The organism is Paraburkholderia dilworthii, assembly GCF_000472525.1.
In the GTDB taxonomy this organism is placed as follows: Bacteria; Pseudomonadota; Gammaproteobacteria; order Burkholderiales; family Burkholderiaceae; genus Paraburkholderia; species Paraburkholderia dilworthii.
The window spans coordinates 67,018-85,793 of the sequence record NZ_AWZT01000028.1; the positions used below are offsets into that span (position 1 = coordinate 67,018).

The following is an 18,776-nucleotide window of genomic DNA, read 5'->3' on the forward strand; positions in this document are numbered from 1 at the left end:
GATTGCTTCATAGTGAATTTCAATCATGCGCAAACCTTTGCGCTCGCATTGCCAGGGCTAGTCGCCCTACGGCAAGAGATCCGTGGGCCGTTATTGCGTTTAGCACCGGCGCAAACTCACTTCCATCGCGTGATGCCGCCCCCGTTGGGTAGTAAAGGGGAATCGAAAGTCTTAAGTAGTTTTCGGCCAGAAAAGTGGCGACTGGAGTCCACAATCATGAATTTTCATAACCTGTCGGAAAAGGCAAAGCTGGGCGCCGCGTTCGGTTCACTTGCGGTCGTCGTATTGATCGTCTCGGCGATATCGCTGAACGCGCTCAATGATGCAAACGAGCGCTTCGCCGGCTTTGTGAGTGGCGTCAATGCGCGCGCGCAGATGGCCGAGTCTGTGCGCAACGCGGTCGACGACCGTGCGATGGCAGTACGCAACCTGGTGCTGGTTTCGTCGTCGGCGGACATCGAAATAGAAAAGGCCGCCGTGCTCGATGCAGAGAAGCGGGTCGAGAACAATCTCGAGAAGTTCAATGCGATGGTGGCTCGCGCACAGGACATGAGCGATAAGGCGCGCAGTCTTGCTGGCGAGATATCCCGTATCGAACAGCTCTATCGGCCGGTCGCGCTGGAGATCGACAGGCTCGCCTTGAATGGACAGCATGAGGCGGCGATCGCGGATATCGCGACCAGATGCAGACCCTTGCTCAGTGCATTGATCAAGGCTTCGAATGCATACGCCGACGTCACGCACGAACATGCGACGCAGTCGGCGCTGGATTCGAAAGAGCAGTTCGCCCATCAGCGCAACGTGCTGATCGTCTTCTGCTTCGCTGCTGTCGCGCTCGCAGTCGTAGCGGGGATCGTTATCACACGCGGCTTGCTGCGTGCGCTCGGGGCGGAGCCGGTCGCGCTCGCGGAGGTCACGCGGCGCGTCGCGGAAGGCGACTTGCGCCCCGTTCCGGGTGCGAGCAATGCACCGGCAGGCAGCGTGCTTGCGTCGATGGGCGAGATGCAGTCGAGCCTCGTTCGCCTGATCGGCAATGTCCGCAATGCGGCGGACAGCATCGCGACCGGCTCCAGCGAGATTGCGTCGGGCAACGTCGACCTTTCGTCGCGCACCGAGCAACAGGCGTCGTCCCTTCAGGAAACCGCATCGAGCATGGAAGAGTTGACCGCCACGGTGAAGCAGAACGCGGAGAACGCGCAGCAGGCAAGCACCTTGTCCGCCAATGCATCCGAGGTGGCGCTGAAGGGCAATGGCGTGGTCGGCCAGATGGTGGGGACGATGGGCGAGATCAGCGCAAACTCCACACGTATCGCCGAAATCACCGGCATGATCGAAGCCATTGCGTTCCAGACGAATATCCTGGCGCTCAATGCCGCCGTGGAAGCCGCGCGTGCCGGCGAGCAGGGCCGCGGCTTCGCGGTGGTGGCAAGCGAGGTGCGCAACCTCGCGCAACGCTCGTCGAGCGCGGCAAAAGAGATCAAGGATCTGATCAGCACGTCAGTGCAGAAGATCCACGATGGGTCGTCACTCGCGGACAAGGCGGGAATGACAATGGCGGAAGTCACGCAAGCCGTTGCACGCGTGACCGACATCATGGGCGAAATCGCGTCGGCGTCGGCGGAACAGAGTCGTGGAATCGAACAGGTCAATCAGGCGATCACGCAGATGGACGAGGTGACGCAACAGAACGCGGCGCTGGTGGAAGAAGCGGCGGCCGCGTCGAAATCGCTCGAAGACCAGGGCCGGCAGTTGAATCAGTCCGTGTCGTTCTTCCGTCTCGAAGGCGCTGCGGTGCCGGCATCGCAGGCGTCTTCAGTTGCAAGTTCCGCGGCGCCGCGTGCGCGAACCGCCTCTGCAAACAATAGAACTGTGGCGAACAAACGCGCTGCTTTGGCTAGCTTGCGCCCCGCCGCTGGGGCCGGGGCTGGGGCTGGGGCTGCTGCGACGCGAACGGACGGCTGGGATACGTTCTAACCGTCGCTTTAACCGTCGTCACGGGTGTTAAGCGCTGAGGCACGCGGACGGCGGACGGCGGTCCGTGCCGCGTCAAGAGCAAGGTCGAAAGCCGGTCAACAGACAGGCGGCCGCCCGTTCGATTACCGCTCAGCAGGCGGTTTATCGCTTCGCCGCCGTCACCAGTTGCAGCGGCGTCTCTATCGTTCTCGACAGTTCGCGCTGCTTTCGCTGCTCGGTCACCGCTTTCAACGCGACGTCCATGCCGAACACGGCCTGGCGGTCGGCGAACTGATTGACGGTGGCGAGCACGTGGCCGTCGGCGATCAACGGTTTGATCGCTTCGATCGCGTTATAGCCAGTGATATAAACGCCGCCGGTTCGGCCCGCGTCGCGAACAGCGTCCGCCGCGCCCATTGCCATGTTGTCGTTCGCGCATAGCAAACCGCGAATCTGCGGATGCTGGCCGAGCATTTTCGACGCGACGTCGCGGCCCTTGCCATACTCCCAATCGGCAGCCTCGCTAGCGACCACCTGCATGCCGGCCGCGTTCATCGCTTCGCTGTAGCCGGCCGTGCGCTGCTGCGCGTTGCGATCGGCGGCAATGCCCTCGATGATCCCCACCTGGTCGCCGGCCTTCAGCCGCTCGGCAAGATAGTTCGCCACGAGCATCGCGCCCTTGCGATTATCCGGTCCGACGAACGGCACCGAGATTTTCGCGGCGTCCTGCAATGCGTCGTCGAGCGGATTGTCGATGCTCACTACGATGATGCCTGCGTTGATCGCGCGCGCCACCACGGCCGTCAGCGCTTTCGATCCGGACGGCGCAATCACGATCGCGTTCATCTTCGCCCTGATCATCTCGTCGACAATGCGAATCTGTCCCGTCGTATCGGGCTCCGTGGCGGTTCCGCGAACCATCAACGCGAATTGCGACGCGTAATGCTGCTGATAGTTTTTCGCCGCGTTAGCCATTGCGACAGTGAACGGATCGCTGAGCGACTTCAGCACAAGCGCGATCTTCGGCGTGCCGCCTTCCACGGTTGCTGCGCCGGCTGCACGCGCGAGCCCGGCCGCAGCAAGTGCACCGGCGATCAGCACGCGGCGGCGCATTCTCTGCGTCATGGTTTCTCTCCTTGCTGACAGCGTCCGTCGACAGCATCAACGCCAGCGGACGAATGCCGACTAATTGACCCGCAAGCGGTTCGCATGTTCAACATCACCGGGCCTTCAGCGCCAACAGATCCGTTGCTATCTGCTCGAATAGCGGCCGGCTTTGAACGTCTTCGCTGAGGCAACTGTCTCTCAACCCGGCTAGTTTTTCAGCGACGCGTGGTTGGTCAATGGAATCGGCCCAATCGCCCGAATCGTAATGGTCGCAACGGCCACAACGGTCGATCAACTCCTCAAGCAGACAACCATACGCCCTCACTTCCAGGCGCTCGAGCGCAACGCTCCTTTCTCGGTTATCCGTCGAATAGAAAGATGCGGCGCCAAAGTCTCCTAACAATACACGCGCTTCGCCGTCGTGCAGAATGTTGTGCGCGTAGAGGTCGCCGTGCATGACGCCGCGTCGATGCAAATGACACGCCGCCGATGCAATGCCGTGCGCGATTTCGACGACGTCGGCCGATTGGAAACGCGCGCCCGCCTCGTAAATGTCTCGCGTACACGACTCGAAACTCGGTGGCCCCGCGAGATTGCGGAATTGCGGTTCGATCAGTTCCATCACGAGGCCATGCGCGTTTGCGGGATGACCTTTCACTTTCCCCGCGACCGCAATGAGGTTCGGGTGATCGCCGGCCCGGATGCAAGCTGCCATTTCACAGTCGGGCAAACCGTCGCTCGTGACGGCGCCTTTGAACAGCTTGACCGCGACGGACCGTGGTGCGCCATGCTGCCCGCCAAGCTCGGCGCGATAGATGAGTCCCGAGGCGCCCTCGCCCAATTGCTCCTGCAAGCGTAAATCGTCCCAGCCGATTTCGGCGATGGGGGTATCGGCCAACGCTGCGCCTTCCAGTGCATCCGCAAATGGATTGCCCGCAAGGGCGAGCCAAGCGAGCCGCGGCATGCGAAACAACCATGCCGGCAATTCGTCGAGCCGATTCGCGGCGAGCCGCAGCAATTCGAGCCGCGAACACGCGGCCAGTTCTTCAGGAAGAAAGCGCAGACGATTACCCGCCAGCATCAACTTCTGCAAATGCGTACAGTCGCCGATTTGTGGCGGCAACGCGTCGATCTCGTTGTCCGTGAGAATCAGCCAGCGCAGCCGTGGCGGCAATGCGTTGCCGGCGACCCTACGGATGCGATTCGCCTTGAAGCCGACCATGCTTAACTGCGGACACTGCCCAAGTACTTCGGGAAGCTCCGTAAAGGGATTATCGGACGCGAACACCATGCGCAACTTGCGTAGCCGCGCAAAATCGTCCGGCAACGCGAAGAGCGCATTACCCGAAAGATCGAGAACTTCGAGCGTATCGGCGAGATCCAGAATCTCGCGCGGAAATTCGGTGAGCCCGCACGCGAGTTTCAGTTGGCGTGCGCCAGATAGCTGTCCCGCTCGAAGTTGTTCCAGTGTCGTTGTCACAGTCGTAAAAAGATCCGGTGGCCCGCGCCCGTCGTGCACGAAGGCTCAATTCTACTGAGTCGCATCGTGAGGCGCTTCTGCGCAGCGAACGAAGCAACGCTGCCGCTTCGCGATAGCTGACAGTCTCACGCATAAATCCTTCATACTTGACGACGATATGGACAGCAAGATCCGAAGTGTTTCTAGCCGGCGCGAAGTCCACACTCGGATCGTCGCGCACCGCGAGTTCGCAGCCTCGTGCCGCGCAGTCTCACTTCAATTGCAGGAGCAGACAAGTGACTTACGCTTACAAGCTGATGGATTCCCCAGTAGGCAAATTGAAGCTCGTTGCCAACGGCGAGCGATTGGCCGCAATTTTATGGGAGAACGACAAGCCGAACCGCGTGCGGCTCGCAGGGTTGGTTGAAGCCGGCGATCGCCCCATCCTTCTGGAAACCGAGCATCAGCTGAATGAATATTTCGCCGGCAACCGGCAGACGTTCGATCTCGCGCTCCACTTCGAAGGAACCGAGTTTCAGAAAAAAGTGTGGGCCGCGTTACAGACGATTCCGTTCGGCCAGACGCGCACTTACGCGCAAATCGCCGTGCAGATCGGCAATATCAACGCGGTGCGCGCAGTCGGCGCGGCAAACGGCAGAAATCCGATTTCCATTGTGACGCCGTGTCATCGGGTGATCGGCGCGTCGGGCGAGCTCACCGGCTTCGCGGGCGGGTTGGCGAACAAGATGCTGCTGCTCTCGTTGGAAGCGGGGCAAACATCGCTCGAAGCCGCCGCGGATACGCAAACGCAAGGGCCCGCAGACGCGGCCCGCGTCGCTGCCAAACGCGCACGCCCGGCGCCTGCGCGCGGAATGCAGAGCACGTTGTTCGGCAATTGACGGCGTCGGCGGCGTCGTGCGTCGTGCGTCGTGCGTCGTCGCAACGATAAGCAGGCCCGCTCAGAAGTTCGCGAAGAATGCTCGCGCGGCAACCATGCACGAGCTCGCAACGAGCCCTCCGTGATAGGACCGCAATACAGCAGACGCGCCGCCATCCGCCGCGCCTGCGGCAACGGCCTCGCGCGCAATCGAAGCCTTCGCTTTTGCAAAGCCCTGCTTGACGGCTGCGAATGGATCGTCGGGTCCGGTAACGGACGAGTCCACGTCCAGCACCGAAGTCAGTCCCGCAGGGACCTTCGCGTTAAGCCAATAGGCCTGCTCGATGCGGGCGTTGAAGAAGAACACCATTGGGTCGGAGCCGCCGCCGCATAGCAGGACGGGCGCCTTGGGAACCCAGTTACGCAGATCATTGCGCTTGAACGCCTGCCGCAGCGGATGCCCGGGATTCGCGGCGGGCGCGAGGCTTGCGGTTTCAGTGGGGAAAGCGCCATCGGGATTCGCCGCCGCGTCTTCGAGAAGCGCGCGGCGGTACGCGTTACGCACCAGATTGGCATCGCCGAAACCTGCGGCAAATAGCGGCGTCAATGCGGACGGCGTCAATGCAGGCGACGCGGGCGGCGTTAGCGACGCGAATTGCGGCGCCGGTGGAGTACTGCTGAAAAGATGCGTCGACGGCAGTTTGCCTTGCGAGAAAAGTGCGTTGAGAGGTTGCGCGCTCGGCAGCAGTTGTCCGATACCCTGCGCATAAGGGGCTTCGAAGAACGCGGCCGGCTCGCGATAGAGGTTCTTATAGGCATGCTGATAACCCGTTACGGCCAACGTCGTGAAGAGCGTGGAGCCGAGGTTGACCTCGCCTGCAATGATCGCGTCGGCCGTAGCGGCAAGCGCATAAGGACCTGAACCCGGCGCGGACGCTGTCACTTTGACGCCTGCGGCTTGCAGCGCACGATGCGTCGCCAGCGCGACGAAACCGCCTTGCGAATAGCCGGTAATGAAGAGCTTGCCGTTTTCGCGCGTGGCGGTTGGCGAGCCGTTGTCGTTCAGCATCGCGCGCGCGGCTCGCAGCGCGTCGATCATATCGGCGGACTGCTGGTCCGCGTTCAGATAAGGATGGTACGGAAGATCGGACCCGGCATAGCCCGCATAGTTGCTCGCCGCCACGATATAGCCGTGAGCCGCATACATCGCGGCCACGCTCAGACCTTCGCCGGCGCCGCCGTTGTCCGGATCGGTGCGCGCGATGTCGGCAAGATTGTATTTGCTGTACGCGGTGGTGCCGTGGGCATACAACATGAGCGGACGCGGTCCGCTACATGCGGAAGAATCGCCTTGCGGGATCATCAATGCACCGCTCGCAGTGGCCGGTTCGTCCGCGCCGCCGATGGTCCGGTAGCGGAAGTACACGACCTGCACGCCGCACGCGGGCGGCCCCGCCATTTGCATGAGGCGCTGCCCGGAGGGACTCGATGCAAGCAGATCCGAGAACTCGCGAGCGCCAAGCCGCAACGTGACCCGATGATCGAGAAGCTGGCCGCGCGCGCGGCATGCCTGATCGCATGATGAGTCAGCTTCGGCTGACGTGCCGATGGTCAAGGCAACGCATGACAGCAATGCGAGGGCTGCGGTGCGGGTCGCTTGTGGCATGCGGGTCTCCGAACGAAACCGCTAGCATAGCGCCACTATCGTGACTTCCGCTGAGGCCTCGATACCCGAATTCAAACAGCGGCGACTAACCGCTGCGATCGATTCACCGCCGCCTGCCCCGCCGCCACGCCCGCTCCACCTTCGCGCGAATCGTATTCCACCTGGAAAGTATGAATCGACGCTTCCAGCAGTCTCGCCTGCTCGGTCAATGTCTGCGCCACCGCGGCGGCCTGCTCGACAAGCGCGGCGTTCTGTTGCGTGACGCTGTCCATCTGCGTGACGGCGTCGCCGACCTGATCGATGCCCGCGCTTTGCTCGGCGGCGGCCGCGGCGATATCGCGCATCACACCGGAGAGCTTCGCAATGGCCTCGCTCGCCGCCTCTATAGTCGCGCCGGTTTTGTCGACGAGTTCAACACCGCTCTCGACGCGGCCCACCGCGCGGCTGATCAAGGCGCGAATTTCCTTCGCAGCGGATCCACTGCGCTGGGCAAGCGTGCGCACTTCGCCCGCCACCACCGCGAAACCGCGCCCTTCGTCTCCCGCGCGCGCCGCCTCGACAGCCGCGTTCAGCGCGAGAATGTTGGTCTGAAATGCGATGCCTTCGATCACCGAAATGATCTCCACCATCTTGTGCGATTCGGTCGATATCTCCTGCATCGTCGACACGGCCTCGGCCGCCATCTGTCCGCCGTGCGTGACGATCTGCTCGGCACTAGCGGTCAGTTGGCTCGCCGTCTGCGCGCTCTCCGAAGTTTGCCGGACCATCGCGGTCATCTGCTCCATGCTGGCCGCCGTCTCTTCCAGCGAGGCCGCCTGGCTCTCGGTACGCGCCGACAGGTCCGTATTGCCCGCTGCAATCTCACGCGCGCCGGTCGCCACCTTCTCGGCCGCGCCGCCGATCTGCACGATGGTCTTCGCAAGCGCGTCGCGCATCAGTCGCATGGTGTGCAGAAGACTTGAGTCATCGCCGGGGCGAACCTCGATCGGGATCACGAGATTACCCGTCGTGATTTCACCGGCGACCTGCGCAACATAGGCCGGGTCGCCGCCAATCGTGCGTTGAATGCTGCGATTGGTGAACGTGACGAGCGCCGACAGCAATAGCGCCACCGCGCCCACCACGCCGCCGAGCACATACAGTGACTCTGTGAAAGCGGCGTCGATATCGTCGACGTAAGCGCCCGTCGCGATGATCCAGTCCCACGGCGCGTAACGCACGACGTAGCCGATCTTGCCGACCGCAGCCGACGGCGGATTACCCGGATGCGGAAACACGTAATCGACGAACCCTCCCTCCGGCGCCTGCGCTGTCGCGGCAAACGTCACGTAATGGTGACGGCCGTCGGCGTCCGCGGCGCCTCCGAGGTCCTTGCCGTTCAACGCGGGTTTCATCGCATGCATGACCATGCGCGGCTTCGAGTCCAGCACGAGGAAGTAGCCGTCCTCGCCGTAGCGCACGTCGCGCAGACGCTCGAGTGCCTGCTTGCGCGCATCGGCCTCGCTGAGCGCGCCGCTTTGCGCAAGCGCCGCGTACTCCTTCACGATGCTGAGTCCGACGTGAGCCACGTTCACCAGATCGTGCTTGCGCTCTTCAACGCGCGTCTCACGCGACAACCACGCCGCCGACACCGACACGGCAAGGAGTGCCAGCAGGCTGACGACGAGCGGCAACCAGAGCTTCTGCTTGAAATTCAATCGGTGCATGCTCGCGCCCCCTATGTCGTCTGTTGGAAGGAGGCCGATGAACGGCTGCGCAAACCGCCAATGGTTCAGGCGGAACGGCAGCATCACACGACCACTCGACTTATTTATCGGCAGCGATTCATGCGGCATGTGTAGAGACAAACCCTCTGTGTGCGGTGCGCGCCGCCGGGGCATACGCGGCGCGACGATGGACGCCACGCATTCCAACGCGTCAAGGCGCAAAGACAATAGTTTGAACTAAGGGCAAACCCGTATAATGACGCCCAAGTGGTCAGACAACTGCGGCACATGCTTGTCTCGATCCTGCGCCGCCCGGCGCTTCACCTTAATCGCTCCCTGCCCAGATCCGTGACTTCCACTGCCGCCGCCCCCTCGCTGCCTTTCCGGAACGCCCTCTTCGCGATGCTCGGCATCGGTCTCGTCAACATGCTCGTCGCACTCGACCAGACGGTCGTCAGCACTGCGCTGCCGTCGATCGTCGCAGAGTTGCACGGTTTCGAGTATTACGCGTGGATCGCGAGCGCCTATCTGCTCGCGTCGGTAGTGACCGTGCCCGTGTTCGGGCGGCTTGGCGATTACTTCGGCCGTAAGCGCTTCGTGATTGCCGCGGTGATCACGTTCACGGTGGCGTCCGTGCTATGCGGCATCGCGAACGACATGCTGTTTCTCGTGATCGCGCGCGGCTTGCAAGGCGTGGGCGGCGGAATGATGGTCGGCACCGCGTTCGCGTCGATACCGGACTTGTTCCCCGATCCGCGCGCGCGTGTGCGCTGGCAAGTGGTGATGGCCGCGGCCTACGGCATCGGCACGGCGGCGGGGCCGTCGCTCGGCGGCTGGATGAGCGAGCATCTGGGTTGGCGCTCCACGTTTCTGATCAATCTGCCGGTCGGTGCAGCGGCGCTCTATTTCATCTGGGCGCATCTGCCGAGCTTTCAGCGTCCGCATGAAGGCGAGGTCAAGATCGACTGGCTCGGCGCAGGGCTCGTGGCCGCAGTGCTCGGCGGCTTGCAGGCTTTCATTGAAGCTGTGCCGAAAGACGGCTTGACCGCCGGCAACGTCACGCTCGCCGTGTGTGTGATCGTCGGCGCAATTGCGTTGTTCGTGTGCGAGAAGCGCGCCACCCATCCGATCATTCCGCTCGACCTGTTCAGGGACTCGCAACTCGTCACGCTGTTCACGCTCGGCATGCTGTCGGGCTTCGTGATGTTCTCGCTGATCTTCTTCGCGCCGCTACTGCTGCAAGGCGGCTTCGGACTCTCTCCGCAACAGGCCGGCCTGCTCGCCACGCCGATCGCCGCATGCATCGCGCTCGGCAGTGTGCTCAATACGCGCATCGTCATTCACATGAAGAAGCCGACGCGAATTCTGTCTATCGGCTTTGCGCTACTGCTGTTCGCATCAATCGGCCTTGCGTTTGCGAATCCCGAAACACCGCACCTGTGGCTCGAATTGCCGATGGCCGCGGTCGGCATCGGTCTCGGTTTCATTCTCAACAATCTGAATGTGTTCGGCCAGGAGATTGCGGGCCGCGAGCGCTTCGGCATTACGACTGCGCTGTTGCAGTCCACGCGCATGGTGGGCGGCATGCTGGGCACGAGCATCGTGGCGACCGTCGTGCAGCATCACTATCGAGATGTAGTCACGCGGACGATGAGCGTGCTCGGCGAGCCGGCCGCATCGCAATGGCGGCCGCGCTTCGTCGATCTGCGCATTCTGATCGACGAAGCGTCGCGCCTGAAGCTGATTGCGGACATGAAGCCGTCAGGGCTCGACACGCTCGCATTGATCGACACCGCGCGCGATGCGCTGGTGCAGTCCATTCATATCGGCGTGTGGCTTACCGCGGTGGCCGCGCTGGCGGCGGCGTTGCTCGTACAGCGGATTTCGCACGTCGTGTTCCGCCGCGGCTAGACATTCCGCCGTCGGCAAAACACGCGGATAGGCACCGCTTATTGCGGGCCGAGTTTCCTGATCAGCGCGTCGAGCTGCGTGAGCTCTTCGCCGGTCAGATCGGTAAGCGGCGCACGTACCGGTCCCGCGTCGCGGCCGACCAGTTTCGCGCCCGCCTTCACGATGCTCACTGCGTAACCCGCACGACGATTGCGAATCGCCAGATACGGCAAGAAGAATTCGTCGATAAGCCGTGACGTGGTCGCGTGATCGTCGGCGGCAATCGCGCGATAGAACTCCATCGCGGTCTTCGGAATAAAGTTGAATACCGCCGACGAATACACCGGCACGCCAAGCGCTTTGTACGCAGCGGCATAAACTTCTGCGGTAGGCAAGCCGCCAAGGTACGAAAAACGCTCGCCAAGGCGCCGGCGAATCGTCACCATCGCTTCGATCTCGCCCACGCCGTCCTTGAAGCCGATCAGATTCGGGCAGCGATCCGCGAGCCGTTCGAGCATATCGGCATTGAGCCTGGAGTTCGCACGGTTATACACAATGACGCCGATGTTGTTCACCGCGTTGCACACCTGCTCGACGTGCGCCGCAATGCCTTCCTGCGAAGCCTCCGTCAAGTAATGCGGCATCAGCAGCACGCCGCTTGCGCCGAGGCGTTCTGCTTCCCGCGCGTACTCGATCGCGACGCGCGTCGGGCCACCCGCGCCCGCGAGAATCGGCACCTTGCCCTTGCATGTTTCGGTCGCCGTGCGAATCACGTTGGTGTAGTCGCTTCTGGTAAGCGAAAAGAATTCGCCCGTGCCGCCCGCCGCGAACAGCGCGGTCGCGCCGTACGGCGCGAGCCATTCGAGTCGCTCGGCGTACGTGTCGGCGCGGAAGTCGCCTTGCGCGTCGAAGTCAGTGACGGGGAAGGACAACAGGCCTTCGGATACGATCGCTTTCAGTTCTTGCGGTGAAGTCATTTGTATAGGGCGTGAATATCGTCAAATGTGAACGGACGCGCGACGGGCTGCGTCTCGGGCAATCAGCGCACGAGGCATGGGCGCTTGTTGTCGAACTTCCAGTTGGGAATCAGGTACTGCATCGCGACGCCGTCATCGCGTGCGCCGAGGCCGTGTTGCTGATACAGCGCATGCGCTTTTTCGAGTTCATCCATATCGACTTCGACGCCTAGCCCCGGCTTCTGCGGCACCTTCACCTTGCCGCCGACGATCTGCAACGGTTCGCGCGTCAAACGCTGGCCGTCCTGCCAGATCCAATGCGTATCGATAGCGGTAATCTTGCCAGGCGCGGCCGCTGCCACATGCGTAAACATCGCGAGCGAAATATCGAAGTGATTGTTCGAATGCGAGCCCCACGTGAGGCCCCAGTCGTTGCACATCTGCGCGACGCGCACGGAGCCCTGCATGGTCCAGAAGTGCGGATCGGCAAGCGGAATATCCACCGACTGCAACTGGATGGCGTGACCCATCTGGCGCCAGTCGGTAGCGATCATGTTGGTCGCCGTCGGCAAGCCGGTCGCGCGGCGGAATTCCGCCATCACTTCGCGGCCCGAATAGCCGTTCTCGGCGCCGCATGGGTCTTCTGCATACGCGAGCACGTCGTGCTTGTCGCGGCACAGGCGCACGGCTTCCGCGAGCGACCACGCACCGTTCGGGTCGAGCGTGACGCGCGCATTCGGAAAGCGTTCAGCGAGCGCGGTCACCGCTTCGATTTCCGCGTCGCCGGACAATACGCCGCCCTTGAGCTTGAAGTCGTTGAAGCCATAGCGGGCTTGTGCGGCTTCGGCGAGGCGAACCACGGCTTCGGGCGTCAGCGCTTGTTCGGTGCGCACGCGCTCCCAGTCGTCGCGTCCGTCGGCGCCGCTCGCATACGGCAGGTCGGTCTTGTTGCGATCGCCGATATAGAACAGATAGCCGAGCATTTCCACTTCGTCGCGTTGCTGGCCTTCGCCGAGCAACGCGGCAACAGGCACGCCGAGATGCTGGCCGAGCAGATCGAGCAAGGCCGCTTCGAGCGCGGTCACAGCATGAATCGTGGTGCGCAGATCGAACGTTTGCAGACCGCGGCCGCCGGCATCGCGATCAGCGAATTGCGTGCGCACTTTGTTCAGGATAGCTTGCAAATTTCCGATTGACTGGCCGACGACGAACGGCCGCGCGTCGTCGATCGTCTTGCGGATGTTCTCGCCGCCCGGCACTTCGCCCACGCCCACGTGGCCGGCGCTGTCGCGCAGAATCACAATATTGCGCGTGAAAAAAGGACCGTGTGCGCCGCTCAGATTCATCAACATGCTGTCGCGGCCGGCGACGGGCACGACGCGCAGTTCAGTGATAGTGGGCGTATCGTTCGAATTGGATGGTTTCGTGGACATGTGGACTAGACCGGGTGAGTGGGTGAGCCGGACGGTGATGAGCGGCGCGTCGTGCGAACGCGCTCAACACCTTTACCGGACGGAAACTGTTTTGCGCGTCGGGCTCATGAGCAGCGGCGAGAGAAAGAAGCGCTCAGTGTGCGCTGCCGTGCAGCGGATCGCGTAACACCTTGCCATCGCCGCGTCGATTGCGTGCAAGGAACGCCGCTGCCGCCGCGATCAGCGAAGCCACGCCCAGACCATACAGGCCGCCTGTGATCGAACCGGTGTGCTGCTGCAAATAGCCAAACGTGGCCGGCGCGAAGAACCCGCCCAGATTGCCGATGGAATTGATCAGCGCGATCACCGCCGCAGCGACACGCGCATCCAGATAGCCCTGCGGAATCGGCCAGAAGAGCGAAGCTGCCGCCTTGAATCCGATCGCCGAGAAACAGATCGCGACGAAGGACAGAACCGGATTGCCCGACGTCGACGCAAAGAGGCCGCACGCCGCGATCACGAGCGCCACAGCGAGCCACGCCTGCTGAAAACGCCACTTCGCCGAAAGCAATGCGAAGCAGTACATCGCCACCATTGCGATGAGCCACGGAATAGCGTTGAGCATGCCGACCTGGAAATCGGACAGGCCGCCGATCTTGCGGATGATAGTCGGCAGCCAGAAGGTAGCCGCGTAAATCGTCAACTGGATTGCGAAGTAGAGAAAGCAGAACAGCACGATCTGCGGGTCCTTCAACAGCTTCCTGGCCGGCAGATGCGCGCCGCCGTGGGCGACGCGCTCGGCCTGTTCAGCGGCGATCGTGCTCTCGAGAACGCCTTGCTCCTCGGTTGTGAGCCACGACGCGTCGCGAATGCGGGACTTCAGAAAGATCCAGCTTATCGCGCACAGCACGATGGAAAAGCCGCCTTCGATCAGGAACATCCATTGCCAGCCGTGCAGGCCGAAACCGCGAATGGACAGCAGGCTGCCGGTGATCGGTCCGGACACCACCGACGCGATGGCCGAGCCCGAGAGAAAAATCGCCACGGCCTTGCCGCGTTCTTTTTGCGGCAGCCACTGGGTGAAATAAAACACCACGCCCGGAAAGAAGCCCGCTTCGGCGACGCCGAGCAGGAATCGCAACACATAGAACGACGTCTCGCTCGACACGAACGCCATTGCTGCGGCCACGACGCCCCATGTCCCCATGATCCGCGTCAGCCACGCACGCGCGCCGTACTTTTGCATCAATACGTTGGACGGCACCTCGAACAGCGCGTAGCCGATGAAGAACAAGCCGCTTCCCAGCCCATACGCCGCCGCGCCGATGCCGAGGTCGGTTTTCATGTGAGCGTTGACGAAGCCGATGTTCACGCGGTCGATGTAGTTCGCGATGAACATGATCAGGAAGAGCGGCAACACGTGCCGCTTCACCTTCGAGACCGCGGACGCTAGCGGATCGATTGCCGTGGTAAGAGCAGAGTTCAAGAGAGTCTCCAGTGTCGGCCGTCGAGCGGCCTTGATCTGACGTCGCGGGCGGATGGGCAGTCAGCAGGCATCACCCATGACGAACCGAGATATGTTGTCTGATGACAGTCTACCGCTGTTACTCTCTGATTTCCAATGCGGTGTTTACCCTGTCATTCCATGTTAGATGGGAAGGCAACGAGCCCGAAGGCTTAGCGCAGCCGGAACATCGGCCGGTCGAAACTGAAAATAAGACGTCTGATGACATAGAGTCATCGAGTCCAAATTGATCGCCTTGTCGACATCCCTCTCCATCCATCGAACGATGAATGTGGCGACAGACGCTATGATGGCTAATGTCCAGACGTCACGAGACGTCCCGCACGTGCTCGACGCACGTGTTTTCAGCCGATCAGTCAATAAGCCACAGAAATGAGCAGCCTAACTGAGAAAGTGGTGGCCACCCTTTCCGATGAAATCCGCCGCGGCGTTCTGAGACCGGGAGACCGCATACCCACAGAAGTCGCGATGATGAAGCAGTTGTCGGTCAGCCGCTCCGTCGTGCGCGAGGCCATCTCGCGCTTGCAGGCGGCGAGAGTCGTGGAAACGCGTCATGGCATCGGCACGTTCGTACTCGCACCCGCCGCTGAACAAACCATGCAACTGCCGGCCGCCGATATGTCGAGCATGCTCGACGTGATGGCGATCATCGAATTCCGTATCGATGTGGAAGCGGCGTCGGCGGCGCTCGCCGCCGCGCGGCGCACCGAGCAGAGCCTCAAGCAGATGCGCGCGGCGCTCGCCCGCTTCGAGTCCGAGCTCGAACGCGGCAGCACCGACACGCTTGCGCACGACGTCGAGTTTCATTTGCAGATCGCGCGGGCGAGCGGCAATCGCTATTTTTTCGACGTGCTGAGCCAGTTGGGAAGCGCCGTGAGTCCGCGCACGCGCCTCGGCTCAGCGGAGATCGCGGAGCTCGATCACATCGAGACCTTGCGCAACGTGCTCAACGAGCACCAACTGATCTATCGTGCTATCGAGCGCCAGGACCCCGACGACGCCCGCGCCGCAATGCGCATGCATCTGAGCAACAGCCGCGAACGGCTGCGTCGCGCGCATGAATTGAGTCGGCCGGGCGAATAGCCGCGTACGAACGGTGGCGCATTCCGGCCTCCGGGTTCACACCGTCGGCGGCGCTTCGATTTCGAGGCTCATCAACGCGGAACTCAGCGACTTGCCGTGCGCGTCGAGCGCGAGCGAACGTGTGACACCGCCGCCGAGCGCATCGCCAAGTACGAAGTTGAACGCGGTAATGGTGGGAAGTTCATAGCGCGCGACCTTGCCGCGCACGACATCCGCGAGATGCGCCTTCACGCGCTGCGGCGTGAGTACGGCTCGCAAATGCTCGTAATGCCGCGCGTCGTAACAGATCACCGAGATGTTCAGCGTATTGCCTTTGTCGCCGGTTCGGGAATGAGCAAGCTCACGTAGTTTCATCTCACGCCTCCACCATCGTGAATGCCGGCTTCACCTGCTCGCGCGGCAGCAGGACCGATTGCACGGCAACGACTTCGCGCGCGGACTTCGTCACGCCGCCGCCGCCCGCCGGACCATTGGTGTACAAGGTTTCGACTTCATTGCCGATGCGCACCGCCTGCTCCAACGATGCCGTGCGCCCCGACACGCGCGCGCGCACTTCGTAGGGCTCCGCGAACTCAGCGGCAAGGGTCTCACCGTGCAACGCATTCACGCCAATCAGGTCGAAGCGCAATTCATGCGTCTGAACTCCGGTCAATGCGAGCCGTTCTCGCACGATGTCGAGCGCGAGGCGAGCACGCTTCAGCGCACCCGGACCGGCATATGAAATTTGTCCCTCGCCGATATAGCCGTCGAAATACGCGACCGAGACTTTAAGCGTGCCGGTGCGCGGCGTGCCGCTGCCGCCGCTCACGCGAACACGATCCGGCGCTTCCTCGTGGACACGCACCTGTGAAAAATCAGCGACCACGTCGGGTTGCAAGTAACGTCGCGGATCGTGAATCTCGTACAGCAGTTGCTCCTTGCAGGTCGCCTCGGTCACGCGTCCGCCAGCTTGCGGCAGCTTCGTGATTACCACCGCACCGTCCTGCCCGACCTCCGCGATGGGAAAGCCGAGTCTCGCCAGCGCGGGAACGTCCTTGAAACCGGGGTCCACGAAATAGCCGCCCGTGATCTGCCCCGCGCATTCAAGTAAGTGACCAATCACGGTCGCCTGGCCGAGCGTCTGCCAGTCGTCCATGCGCCAGCCGAATTCGTGGATCAACGGCGCGACGAACAACGATGGATCCGCCACACGCCCCGTCAGAATGATCTGCGCGCCGGCCGCGAGCGCGTCGACGATGGCGCTCGCGCCCAGATAGGCGTTTGCGGAGACGAGCCGCGTTTTGTAGTCCGCCACGCGCTCGCCCGACTCCTCGAAGCGGAAATCGCCGTTGCGCACCGCATCGAGCACGTCGTCGCCGGTGATTGCGGCGATCTTGATGTCGCCGAGGCCGAGCGCGCGCGCAATCTGCGCCGTCTTGCGCGCCGCCGCCAGCGGATTGGCCGCGCCCATGTTCGAGATGATGCGCACGCCGTTACGCAGCGCGGCGGGCAGCACCGCCTTCATGCGCGTTTCGAGCAGCGGGTCGTAGCCGAGATCGGGGTCTTTGCTGCGCGCCTGCTGCGCGATTGCGATGGTGCGCTCGGCAAGACACTCGAACACGAGGTAATCGAGCGCGCCGTGCTCCGCGAGTTCGACTGCGGGCTCAATACGGTCGCCCGAATAACCCGCGCCCGCGCCGATTCGCACAAGGCGCCTATGCTGAGTGGCTGTCATCCTGCTCACACCTGTTTGGGTAAAGCTCACAGTGAAAATATCCCCAACGCGACACACGCAATCGTCATTACGATCGATGCGCCGAACAACAAGGGGAACGTGAATCGCTGATGGTCGGCGAGATCGATGCCGCACAAACCGACGACGAGGAAAGTAGCGGGCGTCAACGGACTGACGGGAAAGCCGGTTGTCATCTGTCCGAGCAACGCGGCCTGGCCGACCTGCACCGCGGGCACGCCTAGCTGGCCTGCCACTTCGGCGATAACGGGCAGTACCCCAAAGTAAAACGAGTCGGGATCGAACAGCATGCTAAGCGGCATGGACATGATGCCGAGTGCGACGGGAATATGGCTCGCCATCGAAGGCGGCACGAAGCCGACGGCGGCTTGCGCCATCGCCTTCAGCATACCGCTGCCTTGCATGATGCCGGTGAACACGCCGGCCGCGAGCAGAATGCCGGCCATCATCAACGCCGCGCGTGCATGCGCGTCGATCCGCTTGCGCTGCATGTCTACGTTCGGATAGTTGACCATGAGCGCCACGCACAAGCCGACCATGAACATGATCGCGGGCGGAATCTTCTCGCCCATCACGACCATCGTGCCGAGCACGACGAGCGTGAGCACGATGTTGAACCAGAAATTTTTCGGTCGACGCAACGTCTGTTCTTCAGGCGTCAGTTCGCGTTTGGGCATCGGCGCCGAACCGCTAGCAGCGCCGAGACCGAGCCGCTTTTCCTCGCGACGTCCGAGCCAGAACGCAACGCCAAAAACGAAGACGAGGCCGATTGCCTGCACCGGAATCAGCGGATTGAAGAGCGATGAAATCGGCAGATGCAGCGAAGCCGACGCGCGGATCATCGGCCCGGTCCACGGCAGGAAGTTGATGCCGGCAGCCATGGAAACGGCCGCGGCCAGCACGCGCCGGTCCATCTTCAGACGGTCGTAGAGCGGCAGCATCGCCGGAATCGTGACGAGAAAGCAAACCGCGCCGGAGCCGTCGAGATGGATCAGCAGCGCGAGCAGCGTGGTGCCCATCACAATGCGCGTGGGCCGTGTGCCGACGGCGCGCAGAATGCGGTCGATGATCGGGTCGAGCGTGCCCGCGTCGGTGATCGTGCCGAAATAAAGAATCGCGAACACGAACATGCCGACGACCGGCGCAAGGCCCTTGAGCCCGTCGATCACGAATTTGCTTGTTTGGAAGCCGAACCCGCCGATCAACGACGCGGCAATCGGCACGATGATGAGCGCCACCAGCGGCGACATGCGTTTCGACAGAATGGCGCCGAGCAGCACGACGATGGTGGCCAGCCCCAGCAATGGCAGCATGTGCTTGTCTCCGATGTTGTTTTTTACTGCGATCCAGCGTAAGTTCAGAACACTGATAAATCAATTGAAATGAATTGATCGCAGCAATTATGAGTCA

General features: G+C 62.3%; 14 protein-coding genes. 4 read left to right on the plus strand and 10 right to left on the minus strand.

The window, feature by feature from the left end; translation table 11 throughout:
- Nucleotides 1–216: 216 nt before the first annotated feature.
- On the plus strand, nucleotides 217–1,974 hold the full coding sequence (locus tag F759_RS0122445; RefSeq protein WP_027801839.1) for a methyl-accepting chemotaxis protein: 1,758 nt from the start codon (nucleotides 217–219) through the stop codon (nucleotides 1,972–1,974).
- Nucleotides 1,975–2,115: 141 nt separating this feature from the next.
- On the opposite strand, the gene F759_RS0122450 is transcribed toward F759_RS0122445, so the two are convergent.
- Both F759_RS0122450 and F759_RS0122455 read right to left on the minus strand, forming a co-directional pair.
- Nucleotides 2,116–3,078 carry a substrate-binding domain-containing protein gene (locus tag F759_RS0122450; RefSeq protein ID WP_027801840.1) on the minus strand — a complete coding sequence of 321 codons (963 nt, stop codon included), beginning with the start codon at nucleotides 3,076–3,078 and terminating at the stop codon, nucleotides 2,116–2,118.
- A gap of 94 nt (nucleotides 3,079–3,172) precedes the next feature.
- Entirely contained in the window at nucleotides 3,173–4,540 is a 1,368-nt protein-coding gene (locus tag F759_RS0122455) for a leucine-rich repeat-containing protein kinase family protein (RefSeq protein WP_027801841.1), read from the minus strand.
- Nucleotides 4,541–4,815: 275 nt separating this feature from the next.
- Here F759_RS0122455 and F759_RS0122460 point away from each other — a divergent pair, with 275 nt between their 5' ends.
- Nucleotides 4,816–5,418 (plus strand): methylated-DNA--[protein]-cysteine S-methyltransferase, encoded by a 603-nt coding sequence (locus F759_RS0122460; RefSeq protein WP_027801842.1) that lies wholly within the window; start codon nucleotides 4,816–4,818, stop codon nucleotides 5,416–5,418.
- A gap of 60 nt (nucleotides 5,419–5,478) precedes the next feature.
- On the opposite strand, the gene F759_RS0122465 is transcribed toward F759_RS0122460, so the two are convergent.
- Nucleotides 5,479–7,062, minus strand: a complete 1,584-nt coding sequence (locus F759_RS0122465; protein ID WP_027801843.1) for an alpha/beta hydrolase family protein — start codon at nucleotides 7,060–7,062, stop codon at nucleotides 5,479–5,481.
- A gap of 71 nt (nucleotides 7,063–7,133) precedes the next feature.
- Nucleotides 7,134–8,768 carry a methyl-accepting chemotaxis protein gene (locus F759_RS0122470; RefSeq protein ID WP_027801844.1) on the minus strand — a complete coding sequence of 545 codons (1,635 nt, stop codon included), beginning with the start codon at nucleotides 8,766–8,768 and terminating at the stop codon, nucleotides 7,134–7,136.
- Between the two features lie 402 nt (nucleotides 8,769–9,170).
- On the opposite strand from F759_RS0122470, the gene F759_RS0122475 reads away from it, so the two are divergent.
- Entirely contained in the window at nucleotides 9,171–10,679 is a 1,509-nt protein-coding gene (locus F759_RS0122475) for an MFS transporter (protein WP_027801845.1), read from the plus strand.
- Nucleotides 10,680–10,717: 38 nt separating this feature from the next.
- Here F759_RS0122475 and kdgD read toward each other — a convergent pair whose 3' ends face one another.
- The 3 genes from kdgD to F759_RS0122490 form a co-directional block, all read right to left on the minus strand.
- The gene (gene kdgD / locus F759_RS0122480; RefSeq protein WP_027801846.1) at nucleotides 10,718–11,635 is read right to left on the minus strand and encodes a 5-dehydro-4-deoxyglucarate dehydratase; all 918 of its coding nucleotides are present in this window, start codon (nucleotides 11,633–11,635) and stop codon (nucleotides 10,718–10,720) included.
- A 62-nt stretch (nucleotides 11,636–11,697) separates the two neighbouring features.
- A complete protein-coding gene (gene gudD / locus F759_RS0122485) occupies nucleotides 11,698–13,047 on the minus strand; it encodes a glucarate dehydratase (RefSeq protein ID WP_027801847.1) in 1,350 nt (449 codons plus the stop codon).
- A 133-nt stretch (nucleotides 13,048–13,180) separates the two neighbouring features.
- A complete protein-coding gene (locus F759_RS0122490; RefSeq protein ID WP_027801848.1) occupies nucleotides 13,181–14,512 on the minus strand; it encodes an MFS transporter in 1,332 nt (443 codons plus the stop codon).
- Nucleotides 14,513–14,923: 411 nt separating this feature from the next.
- Between F759_RS0122490 and F759_RS0122495 the strand changes: the two genes are divergently transcribed.
- Nucleotides 14,924–15,634 carry a FadR/GntR family transcriptional regulator gene (locus F759_RS0122495; RefSeq protein WP_027801849.1) on the plus strand — a complete coding sequence of 237 codons (711 nt, stop codon included), beginning with the start codon at nucleotides 14,924–14,926 and terminating at the stop codon, nucleotides 15,632–15,634.
- 36 nt (nucleotides 15,635–15,670) lie between these two features.
- Here the strand turns inward: F759_RS0122495 and F759_RS0122500 are convergent, their stop codons facing one another.
- The 3 genes from F759_RS0122500 to F759_RS0122510 are packed head-to-tail and all read right to left on the minus strand — an operon-like array spanning nucleotide 15,671 to nucleotide 18,679.
- Nucleotides 15,671–15,988: an AtuA-related protein gene (locus tag F759_RS0122500; RefSeq protein WP_027801850.1), complete on the minus strand. Its 318-nt coding sequence runs from the start codon at nucleotides 15,986–15,988 to the stop codon at nucleotides 15,671–15,673.
- Nucleotide 15,989: 1 nt separating this feature from the next.
- Nucleotides 15,990–17,348, minus strand: a complete 1,359-nt coding sequence (locus tag F759_RS0122505; protein ID WP_027801851.1) for an acyclic terpene utilization AtuA family protein — start codon at nucleotides 17,346–17,348, stop codon at nucleotides 15,990–15,992.
- Nucleotides 17,349–17,374: 26 nt separating this feature from the next.
- A complete protein-coding gene (locus F759_RS0122510; RefSeq protein WP_027801852.1) occupies nucleotides 17,375–18,679 on the minus strand; it encodes a CitMHS family transporter in 1,305 nt (434 codons plus the stop codon).
- Nucleotides 18,680–18,776 lie beyond the last annotated feature (97 nt).

What these genes read in the sequence shown, in the direction of transcription:
- F759_RS0122510 (WP_027801852.1), bottom strand. Translation starts at nt 18,679, where the DNA reads ATGCTGCCATTGCTGGGGCTGGCCACCATCGTCGTGCTGCTCGGCGCC.
- F759_RS0122450 (WP_027801840.1), bottom strand. Translation starts at nt 3,078, where the DNA reads ATGACGCAGAGAATGCGCCGCCGCGTGCTGATCGCCGGTGCACTTGCT.
- kdgD (WP_027801846.1), bottom strand. Translation starts at nt 11,635, where the DNA reads ATGACTTCACCGCAAGAACTGAAAGCGATCGTATCCGAAGGCCTGTTG.
- F759_RS0122465 (WP_027801843.1), bottom strand. Translation starts at nt 7,062, where the DNA reads ATGCCACAAGCGACCCGCACCGCAGCCCTCGCATTGCTGTCATGCGTT.
- F759_RS0122495 (WP_027801849.1), top strand. Translation starts at nt 14,924, where the DNA reads ATGAGCAGCCTAACTGAGAAAGTGGTGGCCACCCTTTCCGATGAAATC.
- F759_RS0122500 (WP_027801850.1), bottom strand. Translation starts at nt 15,988, where the DNA reads ATGAAACTACGTGAGCTTGCTCATTCCCGAACCGGCGACAAAGGCAAT.
- F759_RS0122475 (WP_027801845.1), top strand. Translation starts at nt 9,171, where the DNA reads ATGCTCGGCATCGGTCTCGTCAACATGCTCGTCGCACTCGACCAGACG.
- gudD (WP_027801847.1), bottom strand. Translation starts at nt 13,047, where the DNA reads ATGTCCACGAAACCATCCAATTCGAACGATACGCCCACTATCACTGAA.
- F759_RS0122505 (WP_027801851.1), bottom strand. Translation starts at nt 17,348, where the DNA reads ATGACAGCCACTCAGCATAGGCGCCTTGTGCGAATCGGCGCGGGCGCG.
- F759_RS0122445 (WP_027801839.1), top strand. Translation starts at nt 217, where the DNA reads ATGAATTTTCATAACCTGTCGGAAAAGGCAAAGCTGGGCGCCGCGTTC.
- F759_RS0122470 (WP_027801844.1), bottom strand. Translation starts at nt 8,768, where the DNA reads ATGCACCGATTGAATTTCAAGCAGAAGCTCTGGTTGCCGCTCGTCGTC.